We start from the raw sequence: 24,845 nt of genomic DNA on the forward strand, positions 1-24,845 counted from the left end.
AAAGTATCATAAATATAGCTGCAAAAATAAGTAAAAAATCGTAATAACTCAGGCTCTTTAAGCTTTGACACTATAACTGTTCTCATGTCTGTATCAAGAGAGCCTAAATAGTGTCTGATTATTTCTGCATAGAATATTATCTCATTCAAAAAAATAGAATACTATTATATTTTTAAACGCTATTAGTTCACTAAAAAATATAATAAAATATAATATAAGTAGTGTATTTTGTTGAATAAAAAAAGAAAAAGGCTCGAAACCTTAGAGTTTCGAGCCTTTTCCCTTAAAGTCTGTACTTCTTATTAATTAGAAATTGTAGTTGAGACCGAATTGGAGAGAATTTCCGCTCAAGTTGAAGCCAAAGCCATTCTCCCAAAGTTTGCCTGCAATAGCATCGTCAGAATCACGATAACCAAGGAATCCTACGTGAGCAACGAAGCTCAGCTTCTTATTAAGATTTACAGCAAGACCTGGTTTTACACCTACTTCCCATGCGCTAACAGAGCTACCATTCTTAGGTTTTACACTATAGAAACCGAAGCCACCATCAGCAAAGAGGTTTACAGGACCAAATTTCGCAAAAGTGTAACGTGCATAAGGAGATACGTTAATAGCATTCACTTTAGAACCGCTATTGTAATTGTGTTGGAAACCGATGTTAGTACCAATAGCCCACTGCTTAGAAAGCGTATAACCTACTTCCGGTTGAAGAGTAAAATTAGTGTGGTTAGCGTCAGAATTACGCCAAAGACCTACTTCACCACCAACATAAACCTGTGCACTAGCAGCAACTGTCGCTACTGCGAGAACGAGCGTCAAAAATAACTTTTTCATACTTTAATTGCTTTAAAATTTACACAATATGTAGTTTGATTGTGCAAAGGTAAATATGTTCGATCTGTAAGAACAAATAAATTAAAGTTATTTTGCTTATATTCGGCAACTTTGCAAATTATAGTTTTCAAAATAGACTATTTTCCAGATAAATCAGTAAAATAAATTGATAAACACTAATAAAGAGAATGCTCTACTGGATTAAGATAATAGTCTCCCCCTATCCATTTTGTAAATGCTATTTCTTCTGTCAGCGGAAAATAGCGGACAAGTTTTTTATTTTCAAAAATGAGTATTTGATTATGTCGTATAGTTCCATTCGGAAGATGAAGGCGACTTACTCCTATTTGCTCCATACTTACTTATTTAAAGTGATTTTGCTTAGAATGCTCTTTATCAATATTTAGAAGACTGTCCTGAATATATTGCTCTGAGCTTTTAGTTTTATTACTCTCTGAGCTGTCCGCCTTTGATTCTCTATGCTCTTTTTGAGTCTTATCCTCTCGCTTAGGATTAACGCAGAATAACATAGGCTGAGAAATGACAAGAAGTTTAGGACGAGCCGCCCATGTAACAACTTGGTAAACAAATCCACTAATGGAGCGAATGGGAACATCACCAACCCACATACTTAGGGTCTGCTCGCCGCTATCGTAGACGTTACGCGTCATCACTACGGTAGAATCATTAGCATAATGAATAGTGAGATTAAGAATGGCCGATTTCTCTCCTTCATGATAAACCCATTGAGTGTAAAAGCGCATTATCAGTTGACTTCCTGCTTGGACTGTAGAATTCAGTGGAATATTAAAATCTAAATGGTTTCTACCATTGGCACTAAGTAAGTTGAATGAATTGCCACTCCACACCATTGTAGTATCAGCTCCTGCAATAAGATGTCCGACTCCAAGTTTTGAAGAGTTTGCAGAAGAGCCAAAACGATCATTCAGCTTTTGGTATATTTTATAGAGTTCATCTGCATGGCGAGAATAATACTCCATAGATTTATCGAAGTCAGCTTCCGTTATATCATATTTTTTGAATACCGCTTCACTATAAAGCTGTGTATTATAGTCAGCACTATCAGAGAGCTGCCCCATTGCTTGCGCAATGTGATAGTCATATAGTATCTCTTCCATCTTTGATGGTGAGAGAATATCTTCAGGTGCCTTATTGTGACAACTGCTAAAAAAAAATATTGTCAAAAGACAAATACTGAAACAAACCACTTTCATTGCTGCAAAAAACATTAAAAATGAACACTTTATTCTTTTTATGGCTTTGTATGAAAGAAGCGTGAATAGAAAAGAAGCAAAGCAATAGCACCACAAGAAATGCTACTATCTGCAAAATTAAATATAGCGTTGAAAAAAACTTTTCCTCCTAAAATAGGCATCCACTGTGGCCAGGTAAAGAGAGGGAAATAAAACATATCAACAACCTTACCGTCAAGAAAATGACCATAACCTTGCCCTAAAGGTACTACATGTGCAGTAGGCATATCAAGATCTGCAGGATAGCTCTCTGTAAAGAAAAGACCATATAGGCAGTTGTCGATAATATTGCCCATTGCTCCAGCTATAATCATTGCTAAGCATACTATAAGTCCAAAAGGTAGCTGCTTCTTAATAATTCGAGTTAGTATCCAAAATAAGGGGACAACGGTTATAAGTCTACAAATTGTCAACACCCATGTACCACTGAATGCCATGCCATAAGCCATGCCCTTATTTTCTGTAAAAAAAATCTGAAACCAGGGAGTTATATCGATGTGGTCATGAAGATGCATATTGGTCTTTACCAGATACTTTATTATTTGATCGGCAATCAGTACAAAAAGGATGATGGCCATAGCCACCATCCATCTTTTCCGAGTTGATGCTTGTTTTAGCATAGTTGTATCCATTCCTAACCTTTACGTTGCTGCTCCATCATCTTTCCTTCAATGCTAGTTGTTGCGTGAGGAACAGCACGGAGACGTTCTTTTGGTATTAATTTCCCTGTAACACGACAAATACCATAAGTTTTATTTTCAATCCTAACCAAAGCGGCTTTTAAACCTTGGATAAACTTAAGTTGTCGAGCTCCCATATTGGTAAGTTCCTCTCTTGTATGGGCAGAACTACCTTCTTCTAGAGCCTTATAAGTTGGCATTTCATCGTTTACATCATTGGAATCTTTATTCATTAAAATATCCATAATTTCATCATACTCACGTGTAGCAAGAGCTAATTTCTCTTGAATGAGCTGGCGGAACTCTCCGAGTTCTTCATCGCTGTAGCGCGTCTTGTCTGGCATAGATGTGTTGGGTATTTACTGTTCTTCTCGGATATATATCCACTTGAACTTTAATTTATAAATTTTATAGACTAATAACCCCTCCTACCTTCCCTCATCAGGGGAAGATAGAAAGGATAAGATTTTATGCTTTATCAATGTTCATAATAACTTTGAGCGTATCCAATTCTAAAAGAAATCCATCAACAGAGGGAGAGACAGTAAGAGCATCTGCAAGGACTTGCCCTGCTATGTAGTCAGCATACTTGTTGAGAACTTTTTTCAATATTGGTTCATCCTGGAAAGCGACTTTAATATGATCAGTTATTTCAAAACCACTGTCCTTGCGATAAGCTTGAATACGCTTTACTATTTCACGAGCAATACCTTCTTGACGAAGTTCCTCTGTAAGCTCTAAATCGAGAGCTACCGTCAAGGAACCATCATTGGCAACGGTCCATCCTGGAATATCCTCGCTAATGATTTCAACATCTTGAAGTTCGATAAGAGCAGATTCATTCCCAAGCGGAAGTAAAATGTTACCTTCTCTCTCAAGTGTTGCAATTTCTGCTTGCGACATATTGGCCACTGCAGCAGAAACAGCTTTCATTTGCTTGCCAAATTTCTTACCCATTACGCGGAAATTACATTTCACCGTCTTTTCCAGCATTGAACCTTCAACAAATTCAAGATCCTTGACATTTACTTCGTCCAAGATGAGTTGTTTTACAGCTTCAACAGCTTCTTTCTGTTCTTGATTTAGCGCAGGAATAGAAATTTTTTGTAGTGGTTGGCGAACAATAATGTGTTCCTTCTTGCGAAGACTAAGCACCATTGAGGTGATTTTCTGTGCCATCTCCATACGCGTTTCTAAATCCTTATCAATAAGAGATTCGTCACATACAGGGAAGTCGGTCAAATGAACACTTTGGATATTTCCTGTAGGAGCCGTTAAGTCTTTATAAAGCTCGTCAGAATAGAACGGAGCAATAGGTGCCATCAGTTGGCTAATGGTAACAAGACAAGTATAGAGTGTTTGATACGCGCTGAGTTTATCATCATCAATTTCTCCTGCCCAAAAGCGTTTACGGTTCAAACGAACATACCAATTAGAGAGGTTATCATTTGCAAAAGTCATAATGAGTCGCCCTGCCTTAGTGGGTTCATAATCATCAAGATCTTTTGAAACATTTAGGACAAGTGTATTGAGTTCACTCAGAATCCAACGGTCTATCTCAGGACGCTTGCAAACAGGAACTTGTGGTGCTAATGCATCGAAATTATCAACATTTGCATACATTGAGAAGAAACTATACGTTTGGAAAAGTTTTCCAAAGAACGTACGTGTAATTTCTTTAACACCATCTTCGTCAAACTTCAAATTATCCCATGGAGAAGAATTTGTAATCATATACCAGCGCAAGGGATCAGAGCCATAGTTTTGAATCGCAGAAAATGGATCGATAGCATTACCTAAACGCTTGGACATCTTATTTCCATTCTTGTCAAGAACAAGTCCGTTAGAAATGACATTTTTGAAAGCAACACTGTCGAATACCATTGTAGCTATGGCATGAAGCGTGAAGAACCAGCCACGTGTTTGATCTACACCTTCTGCAATAAAATCAGCAGGAAAAGCTGTTTGACTGTCTATTGCCTCTTTATTTTCAAAGGGATAATGAGCCTGAGCAAATGGCATTGCACCAGAATCAAACCAAACATCTATCAAGTCTTTCTCACGATAGAGAGCTTTTCCTGTTTCAGAAACAAGTACTATATTATCTACATACGGGCGATGTAAATCAATAAGATGATAGTTGTTCTCGCTATAATCGCCGGGAACAAAGCCTTTATCTTTAAGAGGATTAGACTTCATAACTCCTGTTCGGACACTCTTTTCTATTTCATCATAAAGCTCTTGAATTGAACCTATACATATTTCTTCATCGTCATCATTTCTCCAAATAGGAAGAGGAGTACCCCAATAGCGAGAGCGACTAAGGTTCCAGTCATTCAAATTCTCCAGCCACTTACCAAAACGGCCTGTACCAGTAGATGTAGGCTTCCAAAGAATTGTTTCGTTTAGTTCAGACATACGGTCCTTATAGGCCGTTGAGCGAATAAACCAGCTATCTAATGGATAATACAAGATAGGCTTATCTGTACGCCAACAATGCGGGTAATTATGTACATGCTTCTGAATGCTGAAAGCTAAGCCTTCCATCTTCATTTCCATGCAGATCACAATATTCAAATCTTCTGCTTTTTCAGAAGCCTTTGAATCCCATACACCACCGACATTAAATTTCGGATCATAAGCATTCTTTACATAATCACCTGCATGGCGACTATATAAACCTTTATTAACACATGCACTAATAAAGTTATTATCAAGCTCCTCCAATACATAATACTTACCTTCTAAGTCTACCATTGGGCGAGTTTCACCTTTCTTATTTATAAGGAAGAGAGGAGGAACACCTGCTACATTGGCAACTTGAGCATCGTCAGCACCAAAAGTACTAGCAATATGCACAATACCTGTACCATCCTCAGTTGTAACATAATCACCCAAGATGACGCGGAAAGCACAATCTGCCATTTCTACAAATTCATCTTTCCCATTTTCTGCAGTAAATTTCTTATCAGGATGCGTAGCTGCGTAATCAAGAACATATTGAGGAGCATGCTTGTCCACTTTCTGACAAGGACGAACCCAAGGCATTAATTGGAGATAATGCATACCCTCAAGTTCTATTCCTTTCCATGAGCCTAGAATACGATATGGAAGCACCTTATCACCTTTTTCATAGATGTTAATATCTGCTTCTGCACCTTCAGGCTTAAAGTAAGCTGCAACAAGATCACGAGCCATAACAAGACTCACTCTCTCTGCAGTGTAAGGATTATAAGTCTGAACACAAACATACTCGATTTGTGGGCCAACACAAAGAGCTATGTTAGAAGGCAAAGTCCAAGGAGTTGTTGTCCAAGCAATAAAAAAGGGTTTCCCCCACTCCGTCATTTCGGGTTTGGGATCAACAATACTAAATTGGGCTGTTACTGTTGTATCTTTTACATCGCGGTAACAACCTGGAAGATTCAACTCATGACTTGAAAGACCTGTTCCTGCAGCGGGGCTGTAAGGTTGAATCGTATAGCCTTTATAAAGAATATCTTTTTTATAGAGCTCTTTGAGCAGCCACCACAACGTCTCTATATATGAATTCTCGAACGTAACGTAGGGGTGTTTCATATCTGCCCAATATCCCATTTGACGCGTAAGTTCTTCCCACTCGGAAGTAAACTTCATAACGTTCTTACGACATTGAGCATTATAATCTTCAATTGATATTTTCTTACCAATATCAACCTTGGTGATGCCTAATTCTTTTTCTACGCCAAGTTCTACAGGAAGTCCGTGAGTGTCCCAGCCAGCTTTACGCTCCACTTGGAAGCCTTTCATTGTCTTATAGCGACAGAACATATCCTTAATGGTGCGCGCCATAACGTGATGAATACCGGGGTGACCATTTGCCGAAGGAGGACCATCATAGAAGACGAAGGATGGATTCCCTTCTCGTAATTCGATACTTTTATGGAATAAGTCCGAATTATCCCAATCTTTCAAAACCTCTTGATTAACCTTATAGAGATCTAGTCCTTTATGTTCTCTAAATTTCATATAGACAAAACATTTTTTTGATTTGCGAAATTAGTACAATCACAGCAAAGTACAAAGTTTTTTCTTGGAAATCCCCAACTTATCCGTGCATAATATTTTGATAGTAAGAGAAAGCCTATAAACTTCTATTTTTATTGTTAATAGCCTTTAAATTTAAAATCTCGATCCTTATTTTTCTCAAACCAAGGATGTATGAGAATCAAATAGATAGCAAAAAGTATAGCCAATAGAACAAACGAAATATAAATTATGCTATTATTATTTATGGTAATTCCTGCAATAACACCTACGGCAAAACCTAGACGCCAACCTAAGAAATGCGTATTCTGAGAAGTACCACGTTGACAATGTCCTGAAAGTTTTAAGAAATACATCAAAAGACGAGCCGAAAGCAAACCTGTGCCAATACCAAAAAGCAAAAAAGAAGCAGAATGTACTATAGCAAGTGGGTGCAAGAAGAGTAATAATGCACCTAAAATGAAAATAACTCCACTCACAAATTCTGCACGCGTATCAGCATCTGCAAACACCACTTTCTGAAGCAATAATGAAATTAGAAACCCTCCTCCAAGATATAAGGCGTTAGCAGCTACCATCTCAGGATTCCAGGAAAGACCGCAACCGATATACACTCCTTCTATTGTCGCAGCAAGAACTGTAAGTAAGAAAAGTGGCCAAGCAGAAAAGCGTAAGAAGCGATCGCTTGAGAAAACTCTAACATGAATGGGAGCTTTCAATGGAACCCGAATAAGAATCACGGCTAAAAAAGCAATCATAATAGGTGAAGCTGAGACAGCAAAACTAAAAATAGGTATCGTACTAAAGTGCTTTGAAAATATAGGCAAATAGAATCCTAAGAGCCACCCCAAAGGTAACCCTAAGTGCCCAAATTTATTGAGAAGATTGTCCCCACGCGTTCTGTTTCTTGATACTTGCAAATCATTGATAAGCGTATTACACAATGCATTTTGAGCAGTAGCAAAACAGAACCCTTGAACTCCTAAAACAAGTATCACCCATGAGGAGTCTACTGCATAGAGACACAGAATAGAGGGAAGCAACAATAAAAAGATACTTTTTAGGCAAACGGCTTTACGAGGAAATGCTTCGACAAACCATGAGTTTAAAGGTCCTATAAGAAAAAGTCCAATCGTAAAGGTAGAGATACTAAAAATGGTAGTTTTCACTCCCCACTGCATATATATAATAGGGATTAACGAATATACGTATGCATTGAGCATTAAATTGGCTAAGCACATTAGCACTACCGCCAACGATGCACCTTCTCGTTTTTGATAGACTTTCTCTAACTCGTTAGTAACGTTCTTGCTCATTGGGGAAATCTCCTGATTTTACATCCGTCACATATTGCCCGATAGCATCTGTCATCACTTGTGCTATATTTGCATACACGCGAAGAAACTTTGGGCGAAAACCTTCATTTTTTCCAAGCATATCGTCAACAACGAGAACTTGTCCGTCCGCAGAGCCTGCACCAATACCAATTATAGGCACAGAAACTGCCTCTGCGACCTTTTGCGTAAGATCTGCTGGTATTTTCTCCACAACAATGGCAAAGCATCCAGCTTCAGCCAAAACCTTGGCATCCAAAATCAGTTTTATAGCTTCAGCTTCTTCTTTAGCACGCACACCATAGCCGCCAAATTTATGAATGCTTTGAGGGGTGAGTCCCAAATGCCCACAAACAGGAATACCTGCTGTAACCATCTTCCTAATTGAATCCGAAATTTCTGCTCCACCCTCAAGCTTCAGAGCATCCACTCCTGTTTCTTTCATGATTCTAACCGCATTACGCAAGGCATCTTCAGTGGTTATTTGGTATGAACCGAAAGGCATATCACAAACAACAAGAGCGCGCTTCACTCCGCGAACTACAGAGCGAGCATGATAAATCATTTCATCAAGGGTAATGGGAATTGTAGTCTCGTTGCCTGCCATCACATTTGAAGCGCTGTCGCCTACAAGTATCATATCAACTCCTGCTTGGTCAACAATTCTAGCTGTTGTAAAATCGTAAGAAGTCAGCATGGCTATTTGCTTTCCTTCTGCCTTCATAGCTCGAATTTTCCGAGTCGTTACTTTTTTTTGGTCTTCAACCAAATATCCTGGCATATACTATCTAGTTAGTTTTATTTCTGCGCAAAATTACTCATTTATGATAAGAAAGCAAAATGAGCATTAATAGAGTCTGGAGTTCGCCCTATAAAGCTAGGAAGAATTAGATTGCAGAAAGACATAATTTTTTGTTCTGTATTTGTTGTAGTAAGCCCCACCACTTTAGCCCCACTTTCTTTCGCAGCAGTAAGTCCATTGATAGAGTCTTCAAAAACAATGCAATTTTGTGGCTCTACACCAAATCTTCTAGCAGCATTTATAAAACAATCGGGAGCTGGTTTTGAGCGTTGTATATCTTCAGCTGTAAATATATAGTCGAAGTAATCTCTTATTTCTGGAAGAGTGCCATAAACATGAGCCATCTTATTGTGGTTACTACTTGTAACCAAGGCTGTACGCAGTCCTTTATCTCGTAGAGATTTAAGAAACTCCTCCACACCTGGAATATATGCATACTCCATCGACTCTTCGAATACATCAAGAAGTAGTTTTAATTCTTTTTGCTGTGATGCATCAGGAAAATAGCGATCAAAGATATCTACGAGAGACATTCCCTTAATATCTTCAGCAAAACTTTGCATTTGAGGATAATATAGTGTTCCAATATGTGCCCAGAACTTACTATATTGGGATTCTGTATCCAGAATCACTCCATCACAATCGAAAAGATATATAAATTGTTGCATATTAATATCAATAAAATACTATAAAAAGCGCGAGACATCGATTAATAAAGACAATGTTCTCGCACTTCATTCTTTTTACTTCTTCTACAACTGCAAATATACTACATTCTATAGACCTAACAACTCTCTTCTACACCTTAAATAAAAGGCAAACATATTCTTTGCTTCTTTTATCCAGCTACAATTTATCTCATTGTTTTGAAAGAAAATCATCATATAAAGAAAATTTTGCAACGCAATTCTAAGTATGTGTTTACATCATAAGGAAACAGCAAAATCTAATAAATAGATCTCTCCAGAATATAGGTTTACTGCTATTTATTATAACTCTGTAGTAACGATAACTTATTTACGCAGCTTGATGATTTCTTCCCCCTGTAAACCTATCAAACGCACGAGATAGAGGCCAGCAGGAAGCCCTGAAAGAGATAGATTCTGGTGAGAAGTTTGTAAAAGAAGCTGGCCATCTATGCTATATACAAAAATGTAACGTGTAGCTTGTGTACTAAGCATTTCTGTTACAGCATCGTAAGCGTAAAGAGCTGAAGCCGTAGTAGGTATCTCGGACAAACTCGTTGTATTTAGCAACTCTCGCATACCTGCCAACGCATTGATTTGCCCCATACCATATTGATTATTGGGCAACTGTCCCATACTGCTGTTATAGTAGGAAGTCTTAGCCAACAACGTACGCACCTCTGCGGCTGTCAGAGTTGGCTTCGCCTGTAACCATAAGGCCATAACTCCCGCAACTGTAGGAGCTGCCATAGAAGTTCCATTTTCTACATACCAATAGAACGTTTTTCCACCTACAGTCTTACGATACACAACATCAGCACCTTTAACCGTGCGGGCTGCAGCAAAACTATTATAGGAAGAAACAACGGAAGCTCCTGGAGCTACCACATCAGGCTTTATGCGGCCATCGCTACAAGGACCTAAAGCAGAAAGAGGATAGCGTCCGCTGATTGCCCAGGGCTTAATGGTCTCTACGCCAGAAATACTGACATAACGATTCTTCGAAACAGTTGCACCTACAGCTATAGGCTCATTGCCAGTGGCAGTCATTGCTACGGTACTACTATTCGTTCCATCAACATAGCCTTCATACCCTTCAGCTGAGAAATAGCCATTGTTACTATAAGCAAAAACCCGCTGATTGGTACTTTCTATCTCCACGCTCCATTCCTCAGATGATTGCTGCGAGTAACCCACATGGAAGGATATAGCATAAGCTCCTGTTACATCGTTTTTAATACAAGAGGCTACAAGTGAAGCGCGTGTTTTATCAGCACTTCCGAATGAGTCATAGCGTTCAGACCATATTTTCCCAGTTGAGAATGTATGATCAAAAAATACTTCACTACTATTTTTATCTTTCAACAATAAACGGACGCTACAAGAGTCGCCAGGACGTGTCTCTACAAAAAGTTGATCGGCCCCAGCTGCGGGAACTTTCCAAACACTCTTTACAGAACGGCCTATCAATGTTGAGTTACGATTCCCCTCATTGCCAACAGCTACAGACATAAGACAACCTTGCTGACCAGTTAAGAGGCTATCCACCATGCGTGCCATAAGTCCTGATCCATCCTTAAAACCCATCATAGTACCAAGACTCACATTGATAGCAATAGGACGATTAGTCTGCTTTGCATACTTCAATAGATAGTCCACACCATCAACAATTCCCTGCTCCGTTCTATTCGTAGAAACTAATACGAGGTCAGCTTCAGGAGCCATACCACCATAGAGAGTAATACCACTTCCTGCAGCAATACCTGCTACATGCGTACCATGAGTAGCAGATGTATTGTCATGAGCGGCCGCTTTTATCGCAGCTGGGGAGTTGTAGACACTTCCATAGCCGTATGCTCCCGATGGGGCAACAACAGCATTTTGATCCCAAACATTGAGGATACGGCAATGGCCTGTGGCATCAGCAAAATTGGGATGAGTAAAATCAAAGCCCATATCTATTACACCAATGAGTACGCCTTTTCCCGTATAAGATGTAGATAGGCCTGATCCAGACTGCAAGGCATCAGCATGAATTTGCTTGCGCACCTCGTCTGTCATCAATTTCATTTGCTCGCCAACATACAAAGCTTTAACACGCACATCTGCTGCTACAGCTGACAAGGCAGAACGTGGAATGACTGCCGTATAAGTATCACCACATCTCACATTGAAACGAATACTATATTGTTGCTCTAGTTGCGCCTTTGCTGCATCATCAGTTAAGGTGATATAGGCATGAACGATATTCGCTGATTGTTCTAATCGAGAAGAAGAGAGGAGCTGTGCAGCCCGCGCGTCTAACTTAGAAGAAAGAACTATATGATGTTGCGCACGCATCGGCAGAGAGAGAGAGAGGCAACATGCCGTTAAAAGAAAAATCTTTCGCATAACGAAAAGAATAAAGAGGATAAATTAAGAACCAACAAAACTGCCAACTCTTTCCACACTTCCGGCGGAAAGAGCCGGCAGCCCTTTATACTATCTACGATGTGAGAGGTTATTTCACAAGAACTTTCATTGTAGGTTGCTGGGGAGCAGAAATCAAGTAGATTCCACCTTCGGGCAATGTTACGTTATTACCCTTCACCACAACACGACCACTCAAATCATAAATAGTGAGCAACTGAGAACTAGAAATATTACGGCCATTCAACTCAATATTAGCCTGAATCTGTGCTGCAGCAATACCTGTTACTTCGCTTTGCTCCCATGCAAATGCGGGGAAACCACCATTCTTATTCTTACTGTCAGCAACAAATACAGTTGCATCCAAATTCTTATTGAGTTTTTCAATCATGTCATTGGACTTAAACTCAGCTTCTGTAACTGCTGTAGCAAGAGGTTCCTCAACACCAGAAAGCGCTGCAACATAGTAATTATCAGCCGTGGTTGTCTTTCCTGCATCATTATCGCCAATAATGGCATGTGGCGTACTCAAGAAGTTTTTAACCGCCGTTACTTTGCCCGTGTTATAGCAATTTTTTACTACTGAGTTATCGTAAGTAACACCTACTATACCACCACAATATACATAACCACTCGTCACCGCACCAGCATTATAACAAGCCAAGATTGTAGTACCTTTTTCAATCTGACCAACTATACCGCCAGCGACCATACCAGCAACAGTAACCACTCCCTTGTTGGCACAATAGCGAATGATGCTACCATCTGTAGTAGCTCCAACTAATCCGCCACCTATAGTACCAGCTTTTACAGTGCCAAGATTAACGCAGTTTTCTAATAAACCGCCTTCCATCTTCCCGATAATACTGCCTACTACTTCTCCGTCTACATTTATCATTGAATTTGCACCAATCGTTACATTCTTAATAACTGTTCCCTCAGTAGAGCACGCGAAGAGAGCTACACCGCCCAAAGAAAGAGCTTGGCCTGCAATAGAACCAGTAGCAGCAGGAGCTTTAGTAATTAGGAGATGGTCGATAGTCTTATGATTACCATCAAAAGTACCCTTAAAGTAGAAAGAACTATCTACAGTCACTTGAGTTTGCGAGTCTGTACTTTTATTATATTTGCCAATAACAGGAAACTCTTTATCGCCCATATTGAGATCGTTAACTAAGCGGAAATACTTACCCGCATATGCCTCACCACGACCTATACTTGCAGAAAAATAAGCTAAATGTGCAGGAGTCTCAATCAAATAAGGATTGCTCTGCGAACCTTCACCTCGTGTCCATACCTGACTGGTCACACCGTCCCAAACTTGTGCTGTTGCCTGTAGAGCTAAGGCAAACATCAAAGATAAAAAGTAGAATTTTTTCATAAAGTTATGTTTATAAAATGAATTAAATAATTACTTAACAATACCAACACATCCTCACTCAAAAGTCTAACGACTTTTTGAAAAGAGGATATTTTGCAAATATATCATAACTTAAAGATACCACAAAGAAAAAGAGAGGGAAACAAAACTGTCCCATTACCTTTTTATAAAAAATTAGAAAAACTGTTTTACAACTAATAAACAATCCTCCTCTCTTAACTATAGCGTATGATTAAATCCTTCCAGTTTCGTGTAGGTTCTAAACAATTAGAAGAAAGAAAATCAGAAGCATGAACAAGTGTTACGAGAGGGGAAAGCTCGAGGGCTTTATAGAAACTAAAACGGTTAGAAGAACCCTGTTCTCCTAAATCGAAAGCCCCCATATGCCAACGTATTGCGAGCATCTCTTCTTTTGTTAGTTTCATATAGCTATGAAGAAGCAAGCAGGATTTCTCGCCATGGCCTAAAGGAAAGTTGTCATTAATTTCATAGCCAAGATATGTTACCCAACGATTATTTTCATCTTTCTTGAAACGCTCAGTCTGATGATAGAGTCCCACCTTACAAAGATCGTGGAGAAGTGTTGCAATTGCAATACTCTCCATCGTTATTTCTTTTGTAAAGCAAGCACGCTTTTCTTTGAGAGCTGGAGCAAGAATTGCATCATAGATACCACACGCCGTTTGGAAAACATTGATGGAGTGTTTACAAAGTCCACCAGGTTCGTTCAAATGATAATTAGTGGAAGTCGGAGCTACATAGAAGTCAGTTGTATTAAGATATTCAAGAAGATTCAAAATACCCTCACGCTTTATAAATTCTTTACACAACTGTTGGAAGATCTCCTTGTTCTTTTGCATTTCTTCATTGGTCATAGCATTATTGTTTTAAGTTTTATTCATGACAAGATGTAAACAAAAAGAGAATCACTAGGATTCTCTTTCTTGTAGCGCCTACGGGAATCGAACCCGTATACCATGCGTGAGAGGCATGTATCCTAACCGTTAGATGAAAGCGCCAAATATTAGCGGAAGCTGGGGGATTCGAACCCCCGGTACGGTAACCCGTACGGCAGTTTAGCAAACTGCTGGTTTCAGCCACTCACCCAAACTTCCTTGGATTCCGCTAAGCGAATTAACCAGCGTTCTTGTCAAACGCGGTGCAAAGGTAGAACTTAATTTTTATCTACCAAAGATTTTGTAGAAAAAAATATAAAAATCTACTATCTTCCCTCTAAAATCTGCTCTCGAGTATCTAATATAGGAAGTTGTGAGGTCTTCCCCTGCTGCGAAACAGAATCTGTATCTTCAAGAAATTCAAAAGCTCGAAGCTTCTTTATCCCATGCACTCCATAGTATTTTTCTAAATATCCGCTAACCATTATTTTGCGTTCTAGGTTCTCTGGGTGGATATAAAGATCCAGCTGTTTTCGAGATTCGGTATTGGGACTACCTATATTTATGGGAAGCAGATAATCTGTGCTATTCCTTGTATCTGCGAGTAAAATACACGCGACAGATTCAGAAGGTAAGTCTAAAACAAAACCTTTATGTCCTCTGCTGGCATAACCTACGATGTACCCCACTATTGTATAATAGGTGGAATCATTAGCCATCGTTAGTGCCTCCGTAACAGATATAGTGTCTGAATGTTGAGAGGGATGTGGAGGGTCTACTTTTCCTGGTTCGTTTTTATCTCCTTTCTTCGGAGGATCGGGTAGGTCTATTTTACCACAACTATAGAAAAAGAGGCTAAAAATAAGGAGTGATAAGATTTTGTGTACCATAGGATAACAGTGTATGTTGCAAAACTAAACTTTTTTCTAGAGAAAAAGATAAAATAAAGATGCTTTTTTAGAATTTTAGAAAATGACAAAAATATTCCTTCTATTCTTTGGGAAATACTGCTTTACGAGAATCAAAGAATAAACGTATTACTATGTTTTTTCATAGTAACACGTTTATATAGCACTCGCGATTTACTATAAGTAAAACACAAAAAATATGAAAAAACGAAGTTTGTTTAGAAGTGCTAAGTAAGAAGAAACACTCCCCTACTCTTCGTAATATGATTGTTCTAGCATGATTCAAAGAAACGTTGCAGCCCCTTACGTGCGTCAGAAAGTTTTTCTTCCCAAGCTCTAATAGAGTTCTTCCCTACAACATCCGTTATATACTTGACAGAAACAAAAGGAATATTCATTTTTTTGCAGACCAAAGCCTCAGCAAAGGCTTCCATATCGATGACATCCCCGTGCAGAACTTCGCTATCTGTGACAAAGTCATCGCCTGTATTGACTACTCCATACGGATTGAAGAGAAGATGCTCTGTATGCAACTCTGATGTAATTCCAGGAAGGTTGAGGAGTGAAAGGTCTCTATCTATAAAGTGGTCACAAACAAAGACATCACCTACAGAGTGTTTCTGTGTGCCTGCTGTGCCAATATTAAGAACCATATCAGGCTTTTCAAGTAGAACTGCACGCGTTAGAGAAAATGCTGCGTTAGCTTTACCAATACCTGTCACGATAGGAACGATAAAGGCATCTTTTAGAGGGACATCTATAACCTCTTCCTCTATAGCAAAAGTTACAACTATTTTCATCAGTTTTCCATCAACTTGCGATATCGAATAGGCTTAGAAGCTTCTTGTCCCAGACGTTTTGCCTTGTTTATCTCGTAGTCGGAGAATCCGCCCTCAAAGAAGAATACTTCACCATTACCCTCAAAAGCTAGGATATGCGTACATATACGATCCAAGAACCAACGGTCGTGGCTAATAACTACGGCGCAACCTGCAAAGGCCTCTAAGCCTTCTTCGAGTGCTCGCAGTGTGTTCACGTCTATATCATTGGTAGGTTCATCAAGGAGTAGCACATTACCTTCTTGCTTCAATGCCAAAGCTAAATGCAAGCGATTACGCTCACCTCCAGAAAGTACGCCACATTTCTTCTGCTGGTCTACACCACTAAAATTAAAGCGACTGATATAAGCACGACTATTGATTTCGCGCCCTCCAAGACGCATAAGCTCATTGCCCTGGCTGATGACTTCGTATACAGACTTTTCAGGGTCAATATCTTTGTGCTGCTGATCTACATAAGCCAGCTTCACCGTTTCGCCCACACTAAAATCTCCTGCATCGGCCTTCTCTAGGCCCATAATCATTCGGAACAAAGTTGTCTTACCTGCACCATTTGGACCTATAACACCAATGATGCCGTTAGGCGGAAGCATGAAGTTTAAATCATTGAGCAATGTTTTCTCACCAAAGGACTTCTGCACATGAATGGCTTCAATAACTTTGTTACCAAGACGTGGTCCATTAGGAATCATGATTTCAAGCTTCTGCTCTTTTTCCTTTTGATCTTCATTGAGCAGTTTGTCGTAGCTATTCAAGCGAGCCTTACCTTTTGCATGACGCGCTTTAGGCGCCATACGTACCCATTCCAATTCTCGCTCAAGTGTCTTGCGGCGTTTACTAGCAACTTTCTCTTCTTGCTGCATACGCTGAGATTTTTGTTCGAGCCAACTGGAATAATTACCCTGCCAAGGAATACCTTCTCCTCTGTCCAACTCAAGAATCCAGCCTGCCACATCGTCCAAGAAATAACGATCGTGGGTAACTGCAATAACTGTACCTTTGTATTGGTTCAAATGCTGCTCAAGCCAGTCGATGCTTTCTGCGTCCAAATGGTTGGTAGGCTCATCAAGGAGAAGAATGTCTGGTTCTTGCAGAAGCAGACGGCAAAGAGCCACACGGCGACGTTCACCACCACTAAGACTCTCTGCTTTCTGGTCAACAGGCGGACAACGCAAGGCATCCATAGCGCGCTCCAAGCGACTATCTAGATTCCATACGTCATGTGAATCAAGATAGTCCTGCAATTTAGCCTGCTGGACAAAGAGTTCGTTCATCTTGTCCTCATGCTCATAATATTCAGGTAAACCAAATTTATCATTGATAGCCTCGTACTCCTTCATGGCGTCAACTTGTTCTTGAACGCCTTCTTGCACAAGTTCTTTTACCGTTTTAGAGTCGTCTAACTGCGGTTCCTGTGGTAAATAACCTACGGTATATCCAGGGGCAAAGACAACATCTCCTAGATAGTCCGTATCAAGTCCAGCAATGATTTTAAGAAGAGTAGACTTACCTGCACCATTCAAACCAATGATACCAATCTTAGCTCCATAGAAGAAACTGAGATAAATATTTTTAAGTACTTGCTTGTTGTTTTGTCGGATTATTTTGGATAATCCAACCATAGAAAAAATAACTTTCTTGTCGTCTGCTGTTGGCATAGCGAATTCGAGTTTTAATTAGTGGCTGCAAAGATACTAATATAGTAGCAAACTTGAAAGAGAGAGCAAACAACGTTAGTTGGACGTAGAAATAAAAGAAACATCAGCCTGTGTTTATGTATCTTCTACATCTATCAATAATTTTATTCTTTTTTCTTGACAGTGTAAATACTCACTCTGGATGAAAGTCTTACAAAAAGTTAAAGAAGGAGTTCTTATTTTGCCAGAAAAAGGTGATTTTTCTACAGATCGTAACTCAACTTTGCGGTAAAATCTATAGGATGAAGGCGTTTTTTTCTTTATTCCGTTCGAAAACACGATAAAGATGTCAGCAAATAGCCTTATCGTATTTGAAAATTCCCTTATTGTATTTTTAATTTGTCAAGGAGAAAATAAAATTTGTAGTATAGAAAATAAAATTTCTCCTTGAGAAATTGAAAATAAGTCTTTTTTCGTAATGTTTCAAATTAGCGTTCTTTTCGTTCGCAGGCAAAGAAGTTGGATTTTGAGCGATTCTCGAGGCCGTAGGATGCGAAAAATATTTACAAATAGTAGTTTAGAGAAACCTTGTTTACATCTGTCTGAGTGTGGGATTTATTTTCCACATCAAACTCCTATAGAACATTTGCTTTAGTAAGCTTTCAATCTATGCAAGTTAGATAAATGATTGAAAACAAAAAGAAAAAGCAGTTAAACTATAAGCCGGGTTCTGTCCATTCCAAAGAATGTGCCCGTCATTTATCCTGGCCTATTGTCACCAATAGGCTCTATCGTTCTACCCTCTGGCTCGAGCGGGTCGCCCTCAAGCGCCAGTTTACGCGAACTTTCAGCCTCCGATACGCACAGCCAACATGTCACCACATTGCTGGTGAGCTCTTACCTCACCTTCTCACCCTTACCTCCGAAAGAGGCAGTTATTTTCTTCTACGTTTATTCGCCTTCGCAGACAACTTCCCATTAAGAAGCGGAGCACCCTATGCTGCCCGGACTTTCCTCGTCTAGTCTAAAAAAGACTATCCACGACGGACCATTCAACTGCTTTTTCGGTCAGCAAAATTAAGGAAAATAGAGTGATTAGCCAAAAGCGTTGGGATTTTTCATAGAAAGTTTGTAACTTCGCAGCAAATTTTTGTTCAAAACATAGTAGCTATATGTCTTGCATTCTACATATTGAATCTTCCACACAAGTCTGTTCCGTTGCATTGTCTGAAAATGGGACAAGTATCTATAAAGAATTTGATGGAACAGCTCTCAATCATGCCAAAGTACTTGCTCCAATGGTTCGTGATGCCATCTCGTTTGCCGATAACCATGCAATTCCTCTCGATGCAGTTGCAGTGAGTATGGGGCCAGGCTCTTACACGGGACTGAGAATAGGCGTAAGTGAAGCTAAAGGTATTTGTTATGGCCGCGATCTTCCGCTAATTGCCATTCCTACGTTAGAGTTACTATGCGTTCCTGTTCTGTTATACCACGAGATAGAAGAAAACGCTCTATTGTGCCCTATGATAGATGCTCGACGCATGGAAGTTTATGCAAGTATCTATGATCGTGCGCTTAACACGGTACGCCCTACGGCTGCTGATATAGTGGATGAGAATACCTACAAGGATTTTCTAGATAAGGGCCCTGTTTATTTCTTTGGCAATGGAGCAGAGAAATGTAGAGGTGTCATTCAGCACCCCAATGCACATTTTATTTCGGATATTGTCCCCGATGCAAAAAATATGTTTCCACTTGCTGAAAAGGCATGGGTAAGAAAGAAGTTTGAAGATGTTGCATATTTCGAACCATTTTATTTGAAACAATTTATTGCGACACAACCCAAGAAACTCATCTAAATGAAATACAACACAAACGAAGAGAAATTGATGCTGCCTGAGTACGGCCGACTTATACAGAAGATGGTGGAGCACGCCTGCAACATACAAGACCGCAGAGAGAGGCAAGCGTATGCACAGCGTATTGTACGCATCATGGCTCAACTGAATCCACAGTTGAAGAATATCCCTAATTTTACACATAAACTCTGGGATCATCTTGCCTATATGGCAAAGTATAAATTAGAAATTGACTATCCTGTAGAAATTTGCAAAAGAGAAGAAGGGAGCCGTCCGCAGAAGTTACCGTACCCTCAAGGTTCTATTCGCTATCGTCATTATGGTCGCTTGATTGAAAATGCTATTAAGATTCTCAGTACAGAACCAGACGACGAACAGAGAGAACGCAGGCTTCTGCTTATCGCTAATCGTATGAAACGTAACTTAGCTGCATGGAAAGGTGGCAGTGCTACAGATAATAAGGTGGCTCGCGATCTTGAAACTTACAGTGACGGCAAACTGAGTTTATAACTTTATCCTCATCAATTATGGCATCTTTCATCATTGAAGGCGGTCACCGCCTCAAAGGGGAAATAACTCCTCAAGGAGCTAAGAATGAAGCTCTCGAAGTGATTGCGGCAACGCTGCTTACTGCTGAGTCCGTTAGAATAACTAATATTCCTAACATTCTCGATGTCAACAATCTCATAAGATTGATGAGCGACATGGGATGTTTGATTACAAAGAATGCTCCAGGCGATTTCACCTTTCAAGCAAAAGAACTCAATCTCGAGTATCTTCGTAGCACTGAATTCTTATCGCGCTGCTCTAAATTGCGCGGTTCTGTACTCTTATTAGGACCTCTATTAGCTCGCTATGGTTGGGCAGCTCTTGCGCAACCAGGAGGCGATAAGATAGGGCGTCGTAGACTAGATACACACTTCCTTGGCTTCAAGAAGTTAGGAGCCAAGTTTAGCCACTCTATGAAGCAACAAACTTTTGAGATTAGTGCTGATAAGCTCAAGGGAACCTATATGTTGCTTGATGAAGCCAGTATCACAGGTACAGCCAATATTGTTATGGCTGCTGTTTTAGCAGAAGGAACTACCACAATCTATAATGCAGCATGTGAGCCCTACATTCAGCAGCTTTGCAAAATGCTAAACCGTATGGGAGCGAAGATCAGTGGTATCGCCTCTAATTTACTGACCATAGAAGGCGTAAAAGAGCTTCAAGGTACAGAGCATTGCATCTTACCTGATATGATTGAAATCGGCTCCTTTATAGGTATGGCAGCCTTAGCGGGCGATGGACTCACCATCAAGGATGTTGCTTATGAAGAATTGGGTATTATCCCCTATTCTTTCAGCCAATTAGGCATAAAGATGGAGCGTCGTGGTGATGACTTATATATTCCTCGGCAAGACAACTACGAAATTGAGACCTTCATTGATGGCTCTTTTATGACTGTAGCGGATGCACCTTGGCCTGGCTTAACGCCCGACTTGTTGAGCGTTCTTATCGTAGTAGCTACGCAAGCCAAAGGTTCTGTACTCTTTCATCAAAAGATGTTTGAGAGTCGCTTATTCTTTGTCGATAAGCTCATAGAGATGGGAGCACAGATCATCCTCTGCGATCCTCACAGAGCCGTTGTAGTGGGCCATAACAACGCTTTTACTCTTCGAGCTCGCCGCATGACGAGTCCCGATATTCGTGCCGGTATAGCCCTGCTTATTGCGGCTATGAGTGCTGAAGGTACAAGCATTATAGACAATATCGAGCAGATCGACCGCGGATACGAAAACATAGAAGAGCGTCTCAATTCGCTCGGAGCAAATATCAAGCGTACAGAATGATTCGAGAAGAAGACGTTATCTATATAGGTCGTATAACGCGCTATAGAGGCATCATCGGAGAAGTAGAACTTCAATTCACCAATGATGCTTTCGACCGTGGAGAGGCTGAGTACCTTGTGCTCAATCGAGATGGAATATTAGTGCCTTACTTTTGGGAAGAATATCGTTTTAAGAACGATAGTACGCTTATTTTAAAGTTGGTGGACATAGATACTGAAGCAGCAGCAAAGCGACTTGTGGGGGCAGAAGTATTCTACCCAGCAGCAGCTGTCTGCAAAGAAGATGCCGACACTCTCCCTTCCCTTAAAGCACTAGTAGGCTTTAAAGTCAGCGATCAGCAAGGCAGAAGTCTAGGTAGAATTATGGAAGTTGACGACTCTTCTGTTAATATCCTTCTTTCGCTTTCTTCGGGTCATCTAATCCCTTACCACGACGATTTTCTGCTCCACTACGACTTACAAAAGAAAGTTCTTGAGCTCAATTTACCAGAAGGCATACTAGACCTCATTTAATCTACACGACTTATTACAAACACATTATATGAAGAAGATAGCCATTCTCGGCTCTACAGGAAGCATAGGAACACAGGCTTTAGATGTTATCCGACAACACAAGGACCTCTTCGAAGCACATACGCTCACAGCTGGCAGTAATGCCGACCTACTCATACAGCAAGCACGCGAGTTCTCTCCCGATACTGTTGTCATTGCCGATACCGACAAGTACAATCAGGTCAAGGAAGCGTTGGCCGATACCGACATCAAGGTGTATAGCGGTGAGCAAGCCCTCTGCGAAGTGGTAGAGAACGAGAACATAGATATTGTTCTAACGGCAATGGTAGGCTTTGCAGGACTTCGCCCTACTGTCCACGCCATTCAGGCACACAAGACCATAGCGTTAGCCAACAAGGAGACCCTAGTAGTGGCAGGAGATATCATCACACGCCTTGCATTCGAAAACCAGGCGCCTATTCTCCCCGTTGATAGCGAACATTCGGCCATCTTCCAAGCTCTTGTAGGAGAAGGACGCAATAAGATTGAAAAGATCCTACTCACGGCCAGTGGAGGCCCTTTCCGCAAGCTCAATCTTGAAGAACTACAGACAGTGACAGCAACGCAAGCTCTTCGTCATCCCAACTGGGAGATGGGAGCTAAGATAACGATAGACTCTGCCACAATGATGAACAAAGGCTTTGAGATGATAGAAGCCAAATGGCTTTATAATGTAAAGCCTGCAGATATAGAAATCGTGGTGCAGCCAGAGAGTATCATCCACTCAGCTGTGCAGTTTGAGGACGGCTCTATCATCGCCCAGTTAGGGCTCCCAGACATGCGTCTTCCCATCCAGTACGCCTTCTCCTTCCCTCAACGCCTACCGCTCAACAGTGGACGTCTTAATCTCTTCGAGATACAGACACTCCATTTTGAGAAGGCCAATAGAGAGATGTTCCCCTGCATCCAATTAGCCTATGATGCCTGCCAGCGTGGTGGTAATATACCCTGCATAATGAATGCAGCCAACGAGGTAGTAAATATCGCCTTCAGAGAGGCCAAAATAGGCTTTATGAACATCCCACGCATCATTGCTCAAGCCATGGAGGAAGTCCCCTTTATTGCCACGCCCTCACTGGAAGACTATTTCACAACCGATAGTGAAACACGTCGTTACACACAGCAGCTCATCCAAGAATAATCACACATAGACACAAACAAAAACAAGCAAGTGCTACCCTTTAGAGGATAGACGCTCATAAACAAGACACTAAACCCACCTTTTTTCATGGAAGTATTTCTCATCAGAGCCCTCCAGCTCATCTTGTGCCTCTCTATTCTCGTGTTTCTGCACGAAGGAGGCCACTTCTTAGCAGCTAAACTCTTCAAGATTCGTGTCGAGAAATTTGCTCTCTTCTTCGACCCTTGGTTCAATCTCTTCAGCTTCAAACCCAAGAAGAGCGACACCAGATACGTGCTCGGCTGGTTGCCACTAGGAGGATATGTAAAAATCTCAGGCATGATCGACGAATCGATGGACACAGAACAGATGAAGCAACCTGCTCAACCCTGGGAGTTTCGCGCAAAGCCAGCTTGGCAACGACTCATTGTGATGCTAGCTGGCGTTATCGTCAACTTCATTGTTGCGCTCTTCATCTACGCCATGATTCTCTTCGTATGGGGCGATACCTACGTGCCCATAGAGAACGTAAAGGACGGCTTCAAATTCAACGAGACAGCTCAGCAATATGGCTTTAGAGACGGTGACATCCCCCTTCGCACCAATGAAGTGACTTTCACACGTTTCGACAACACACAAAGCATTGGCAACGTTTACCGTGCCATCAGCGAAGCCACCTCATGCACCGTTTTGCGCAACGGAAGAGAGGTCATACTCACGCTACCGGGCAAGATGAATATGCTCGACATGATGAAACACAAACCACCCTTTATGCTCGAACTGATGCCCAGTGTCATCGATAGCGTAGTGGCAGGTAGTGCAGCGGCTAAAGCAGGCATACAAGCTGGCGACAAAGTGGTAGGCTTCAATGGAAAGAGTATCTCCACCTGGAACGAATTCACATTAGAGAAAACTCTGCTTGCTGAAAAGCTCAACAAGAAAGCAAACGATATGGATCACAGAACGATGCTACAACGCGTCTTCTCCCATGCTCCAGGATGCAGCCCTAAGGACAGTCTTGCCATACGCACAGTTACACTAGCAGTGGCACACAAAGACGGCAGTATCGACACGCTCGAGGCTCAACTCGATGCACAACTCTCTCTCGGAGCCACTTGGACTGCTCCTCGCGAGAAATACGAGAAAACACACATCAACTATAACTTCTTAGCAGCTTTCCCTGCAGGCATAAAGCACGGAATTGGTGTATTTAAAGGCTACATCGATGACTTGAAATACCTCTTCACAAAAGACGGGGCTAAATCTATCGGTTCGTTTGGTGCCATCGGTTCACTCTTCCCAACCACGTGGGATTGGCAACGTTTCTGGGAGCTTACAGCGTTTATATCGCTCATGCTAGCCTTTATGAACGTTCTCCCCATACCGGCCCTTGACGGTGGGCATGCGCTCTTCCTTGTGGCAGAAGTTATCACACGAAGAAAACCCAGTGAGAAATTCATGGAAATGGCAGAGAAGATAGGCATGAGCTTTCTCCTACTGCTGATGGCGTATGCTATCTTTAACGACCTCATCCACTTTGCTTTCTAAGCGTTTCCTTATTAAACTACTGATTTCTACTGCCTATCATAGCTCAAATGCCTTCGTATACAGCCATTGATAGGCAGTGTTTTATCTACATATATCACACAGTATTATGAAGTACGTTGCTCCATTAACACTTTCTGAAAATAACACTACTCATCTCCTCCTCAACCACTAGAGACAATGAGAAAAAACAGTAAATCAGAAGAATTGTACGAAATTACATTCT

The 24,845-nt window shown here is 40.8% G+C and carries 20 protein-coding genes, 2 tRNA genes and 1 other RNA gene; 6 read left to right on the plus strand and 17 right to left on the minus strand.

Annotated elements, in window-relative coordinates:
* Nucleotides 1-306: 306 nt before the first annotated feature.
* From ACO4R2_RS01090 to rnpB, 17 genes are all read right to left on the minus strand, one after another.
* Complete coding sequence (locus tag ACO4R2_RS01090) at nt 307-834, minus strand: outer membrane beta-barrel protein (RefSeq protein ID WP_311489931.1); 528 nt, start codon at nt 832-834, stop codon at nt 307-309.
* A gap of 362 nt (nt 835-1,196) precedes the next feature.
* Nucleotides 1,197-2,084, minus strand: coding sequence for a DUF4296 domain-containing protein (locus ACO4R2_RS01095; RefSeq protein ID WP_484768864.1), 888 nt, complete (start codon nt 2,082-2,084; stop codon nt 1,197-1,199).
* A gap of 23 nt (nt 2,085-2,107) precedes the next feature.
* Nucleotides 2,108-2,740 carry a lipoprotein signal peptidase gene (locus ACO4R2_RS01100; RefSeq protein WP_484768865.1) on the minus strand — a complete coding sequence of 211 codons (633 nt, stop codon included), beginning with the start codon at nt 2,738-2,740 and terminating at the stop codon, nt 2,108-2,110.
* 2 nt (nt 2,741-2,742) lie between these two features.
* The gene (locus ACO4R2_RS01105) at nt 2,743-3,132 is read right to left on the minus strand and encodes a TraR/DksA family transcriptional regulator (RefSeq protein WP_311489928.1); all 390 of its coding nucleotides are present in this window, start codon (nt 3,130-3,132) and stop codon (nt 2,743-2,745) included.
* A gap of 124 nt (nt 3,133-3,256) precedes the next feature.
* The gene (gene ileS / locus ACO4R2_RS01110; protein ID WP_484768866.1) at nt 3,257-6,796 is read right to left on the minus strand and encodes an isoleucine--tRNA ligase; all 3,540 of its coding nucleotides are present in this window, start codon (nt 6,794-6,796) and stop codon (nt 3,257-3,259) included.
* Between the two features lie 137 nt (nt 6,797-6,933).
* Entirely contained in the window at nt 6,934-8,130 is a 1,197-nt protein-coding gene (locus ACO4R2_RS01115; RefSeq protein WP_484768867.1) for an MFS transporter, read from the minus strand.
* On the minus strand, nt 8,111-8,929 hold the full coding sequence (panB, locus tag ACO4R2_RS01120) for a 3-methyl-2-oxobutanoate hydroxymethyltransferase (protein ID WP_484768868.1): 819 nt from the start codon (nt 8,927-8,929) through the stop codon (nt 8,111-8,113). The genes ACO4R2_RS01115 and panB overlap by 20 nt, the downstream gene beginning before the upstream one ends.
* 41 nt (nt 8,930-8,970) lie before the next feature.
* On the minus strand, nt 8,971-9,618 hold the full coding sequence (locus ACO4R2_RS01125; RefSeq protein WP_311489924.1) for an HAD family phosphatase: 648 nt from the start codon (nt 9,616-9,618) through the stop codon (nt 8,971-8,973).
* Nucleotides 9,619-9,963: 345 nt separating this feature from the next.
* Entirely contained in the window at nt 9,964-12,027 is a 2,064-nt protein-coding gene (locus ACO4R2_RS01130; protein WP_484768869.1) for a S8 family peptidase, read from the minus strand.
* Between the two features lie 109 nt (nt 12,028-12,136).
* Nucleotides 12,137-13,426: a GLUG motif-containing protein gene (locus ACO4R2_RS01135; RefSeq protein ID WP_484768870.1), complete on the minus strand. Its 1,290-nt coding sequence runs from the start codon at nt 13,424-13,426 to the stop codon at nt 12,137-12,139.
* Between the two features lie 215 nt (nt 13,427-13,641).
* On the minus strand, nt 13,642-14,301 hold the full coding sequence (locus ACO4R2_RS01140) for an HD domain-containing protein (RefSeq protein ID WP_484768871.1): 660 nt from the start codon (nt 14,299-14,301) through the stop codon (nt 13,642-13,644).
* A gap of 72 nt (nt 14,302-14,373) precedes the next feature.
* A tRNA-Glu gene (locus ACO4R2_RS01145) sits at nt 14,374-14,445 on the minus strand.
* A 9-nt stretch (nt 14,446-14,454) separates the two neighbouring features.
* Nucleotides 14,455-14,541: transfer RNA gene (locus ACO4R2_RS01150), tRNA-Ser, on the minus strand.
* A gap of 107 nt (nt 14,542-14,648) precedes the next feature.
* On the minus strand, nt 14,649-15,212 hold the full coding sequence (locus tag ACO4R2_RS01155) for a DUF6359 domain-containing protein (protein ID WP_484768872.1): 564 nt from the start codon (nt 15,210-15,212) through the stop codon (nt 14,649-14,651).
* A 290-nt stretch (nt 15,213-15,502) separates the two neighbouring features.
* Nucleotides 15,503-16,030: a 5'-methylthioadenosine/S-adenosylhomocysteine nucleosidase family protein gene (locus ACO4R2_RS01160; RefSeq protein WP_484768873.1), complete on the minus strand. Its 528-nt coding sequence runs from the start codon at nt 16,028-16,030 to the stop codon at nt 15,503-15,505.
* Nucleotides 16,030-17,727 (minus strand): energy-dependent translational throttle protein EttA, encoded by a 1,698-nt coding sequence (gene ettA / locus ACO4R2_RS01165; RefSeq protein ID WP_484768874.1) that lies wholly within the window; start codon nt 17,725-17,727, stop codon nt 16,030-16,032. The genes ACO4R2_RS01160 and ettA overlap by 1 nt, the downstream gene beginning before the upstream one ends.
* Nucleotides 17,728-18,409: 682 nt before the next feature.
* An RNA gene (gene rnpB, locus ACO4R2_RS01170) (RNase P RNA component class A) lies at nt 18,410-18,766 on the minus strand.
* A 112-nt stretch (nt 18,767-18,878) separates the two neighbouring features.
* Here rnpB and tsaB point away from each other — a divergent pair.
* The 6 genes from tsaB (at nt 18,879) to ACO4R2_RS01200 (ending at nt 24,622) form a co-directional block, all read left to right on the plus strand.
* Entirely contained in the window at nt 18,879-19,568 is a 690-nt protein-coding gene (gene tsaB, locus ACO4R2_RS01175; RefSeq protein ID WP_311489917.1) for a tRNA (adenosine(37)-N6)-threonylcarbamoyltransferase complex dimerization subunit type 1 TsaB, read from the plus strand.
* On the plus strand, nt 19,569-20,078 hold the full coding sequence (locus ACO4R2_RS01180) for a DUF4290 domain-containing protein (protein ID WP_311489916.1): 510 nt from the start codon (nt 19,569-19,571) through the stop codon (nt 20,076-20,078).
* A gap of 17 nt (nt 20,079-20,095) precedes the next feature.
* Nucleotides 20,096-21,403, plus strand: a complete 1,308-nt coding sequence (gene murA / locus ACO4R2_RS01185) for a UDP-N-acetylglucosamine 1-carboxyvinyltransferase (protein ID WP_311489915.1) — start codon at nt 20,096-20,098, stop codon at nt 21,401-21,403.
* Nucleotides 21,400-21,915 carry a ribosome maturation factor RimM gene (gene rimM, locus ACO4R2_RS01190; RefSeq protein ID WP_311489914.1) on the plus strand — a complete coding sequence of 172 codons (516 nt, stop codon included), beginning with the start codon at nt 21,400-21,402 and terminating at the stop codon, nt 21,913-21,915. Before murA ends, rimM begins: the two co-directional genes overlap by 4 nt.
* Nucleotides 21,916-21,943: 28 nt before the next feature.
* A complete protein-coding gene (locus tag ACO4R2_RS01195) occupies nt 21,944-23,095 on the plus strand; it encodes a 1-deoxy-D-xylulose-5-phosphate reductoisomerase (RefSeq protein ID WP_484768875.1) in 1,152 nt (383 codons plus the stop codon).
* Nucleotides 23,096-23,182: 87 nt separating this feature from the next.
* Nucleotides 23,183-24,622: a M50 family metallopeptidase gene (locus ACO4R2_RS01200; RefSeq protein ID WP_311489912.1), complete on the plus strand. Its 1,440-nt coding sequence runs from the start codon at nt 23,183-23,185 to the stop codon at nt 24,620-24,622.
* The last annotated feature ends 223 nt before the right edge of the window (nt 24,623-24,845 follow it).

The sequence above is a fragment of the Alloprevotella sp. genome (genome assembly GCF_057240785.1).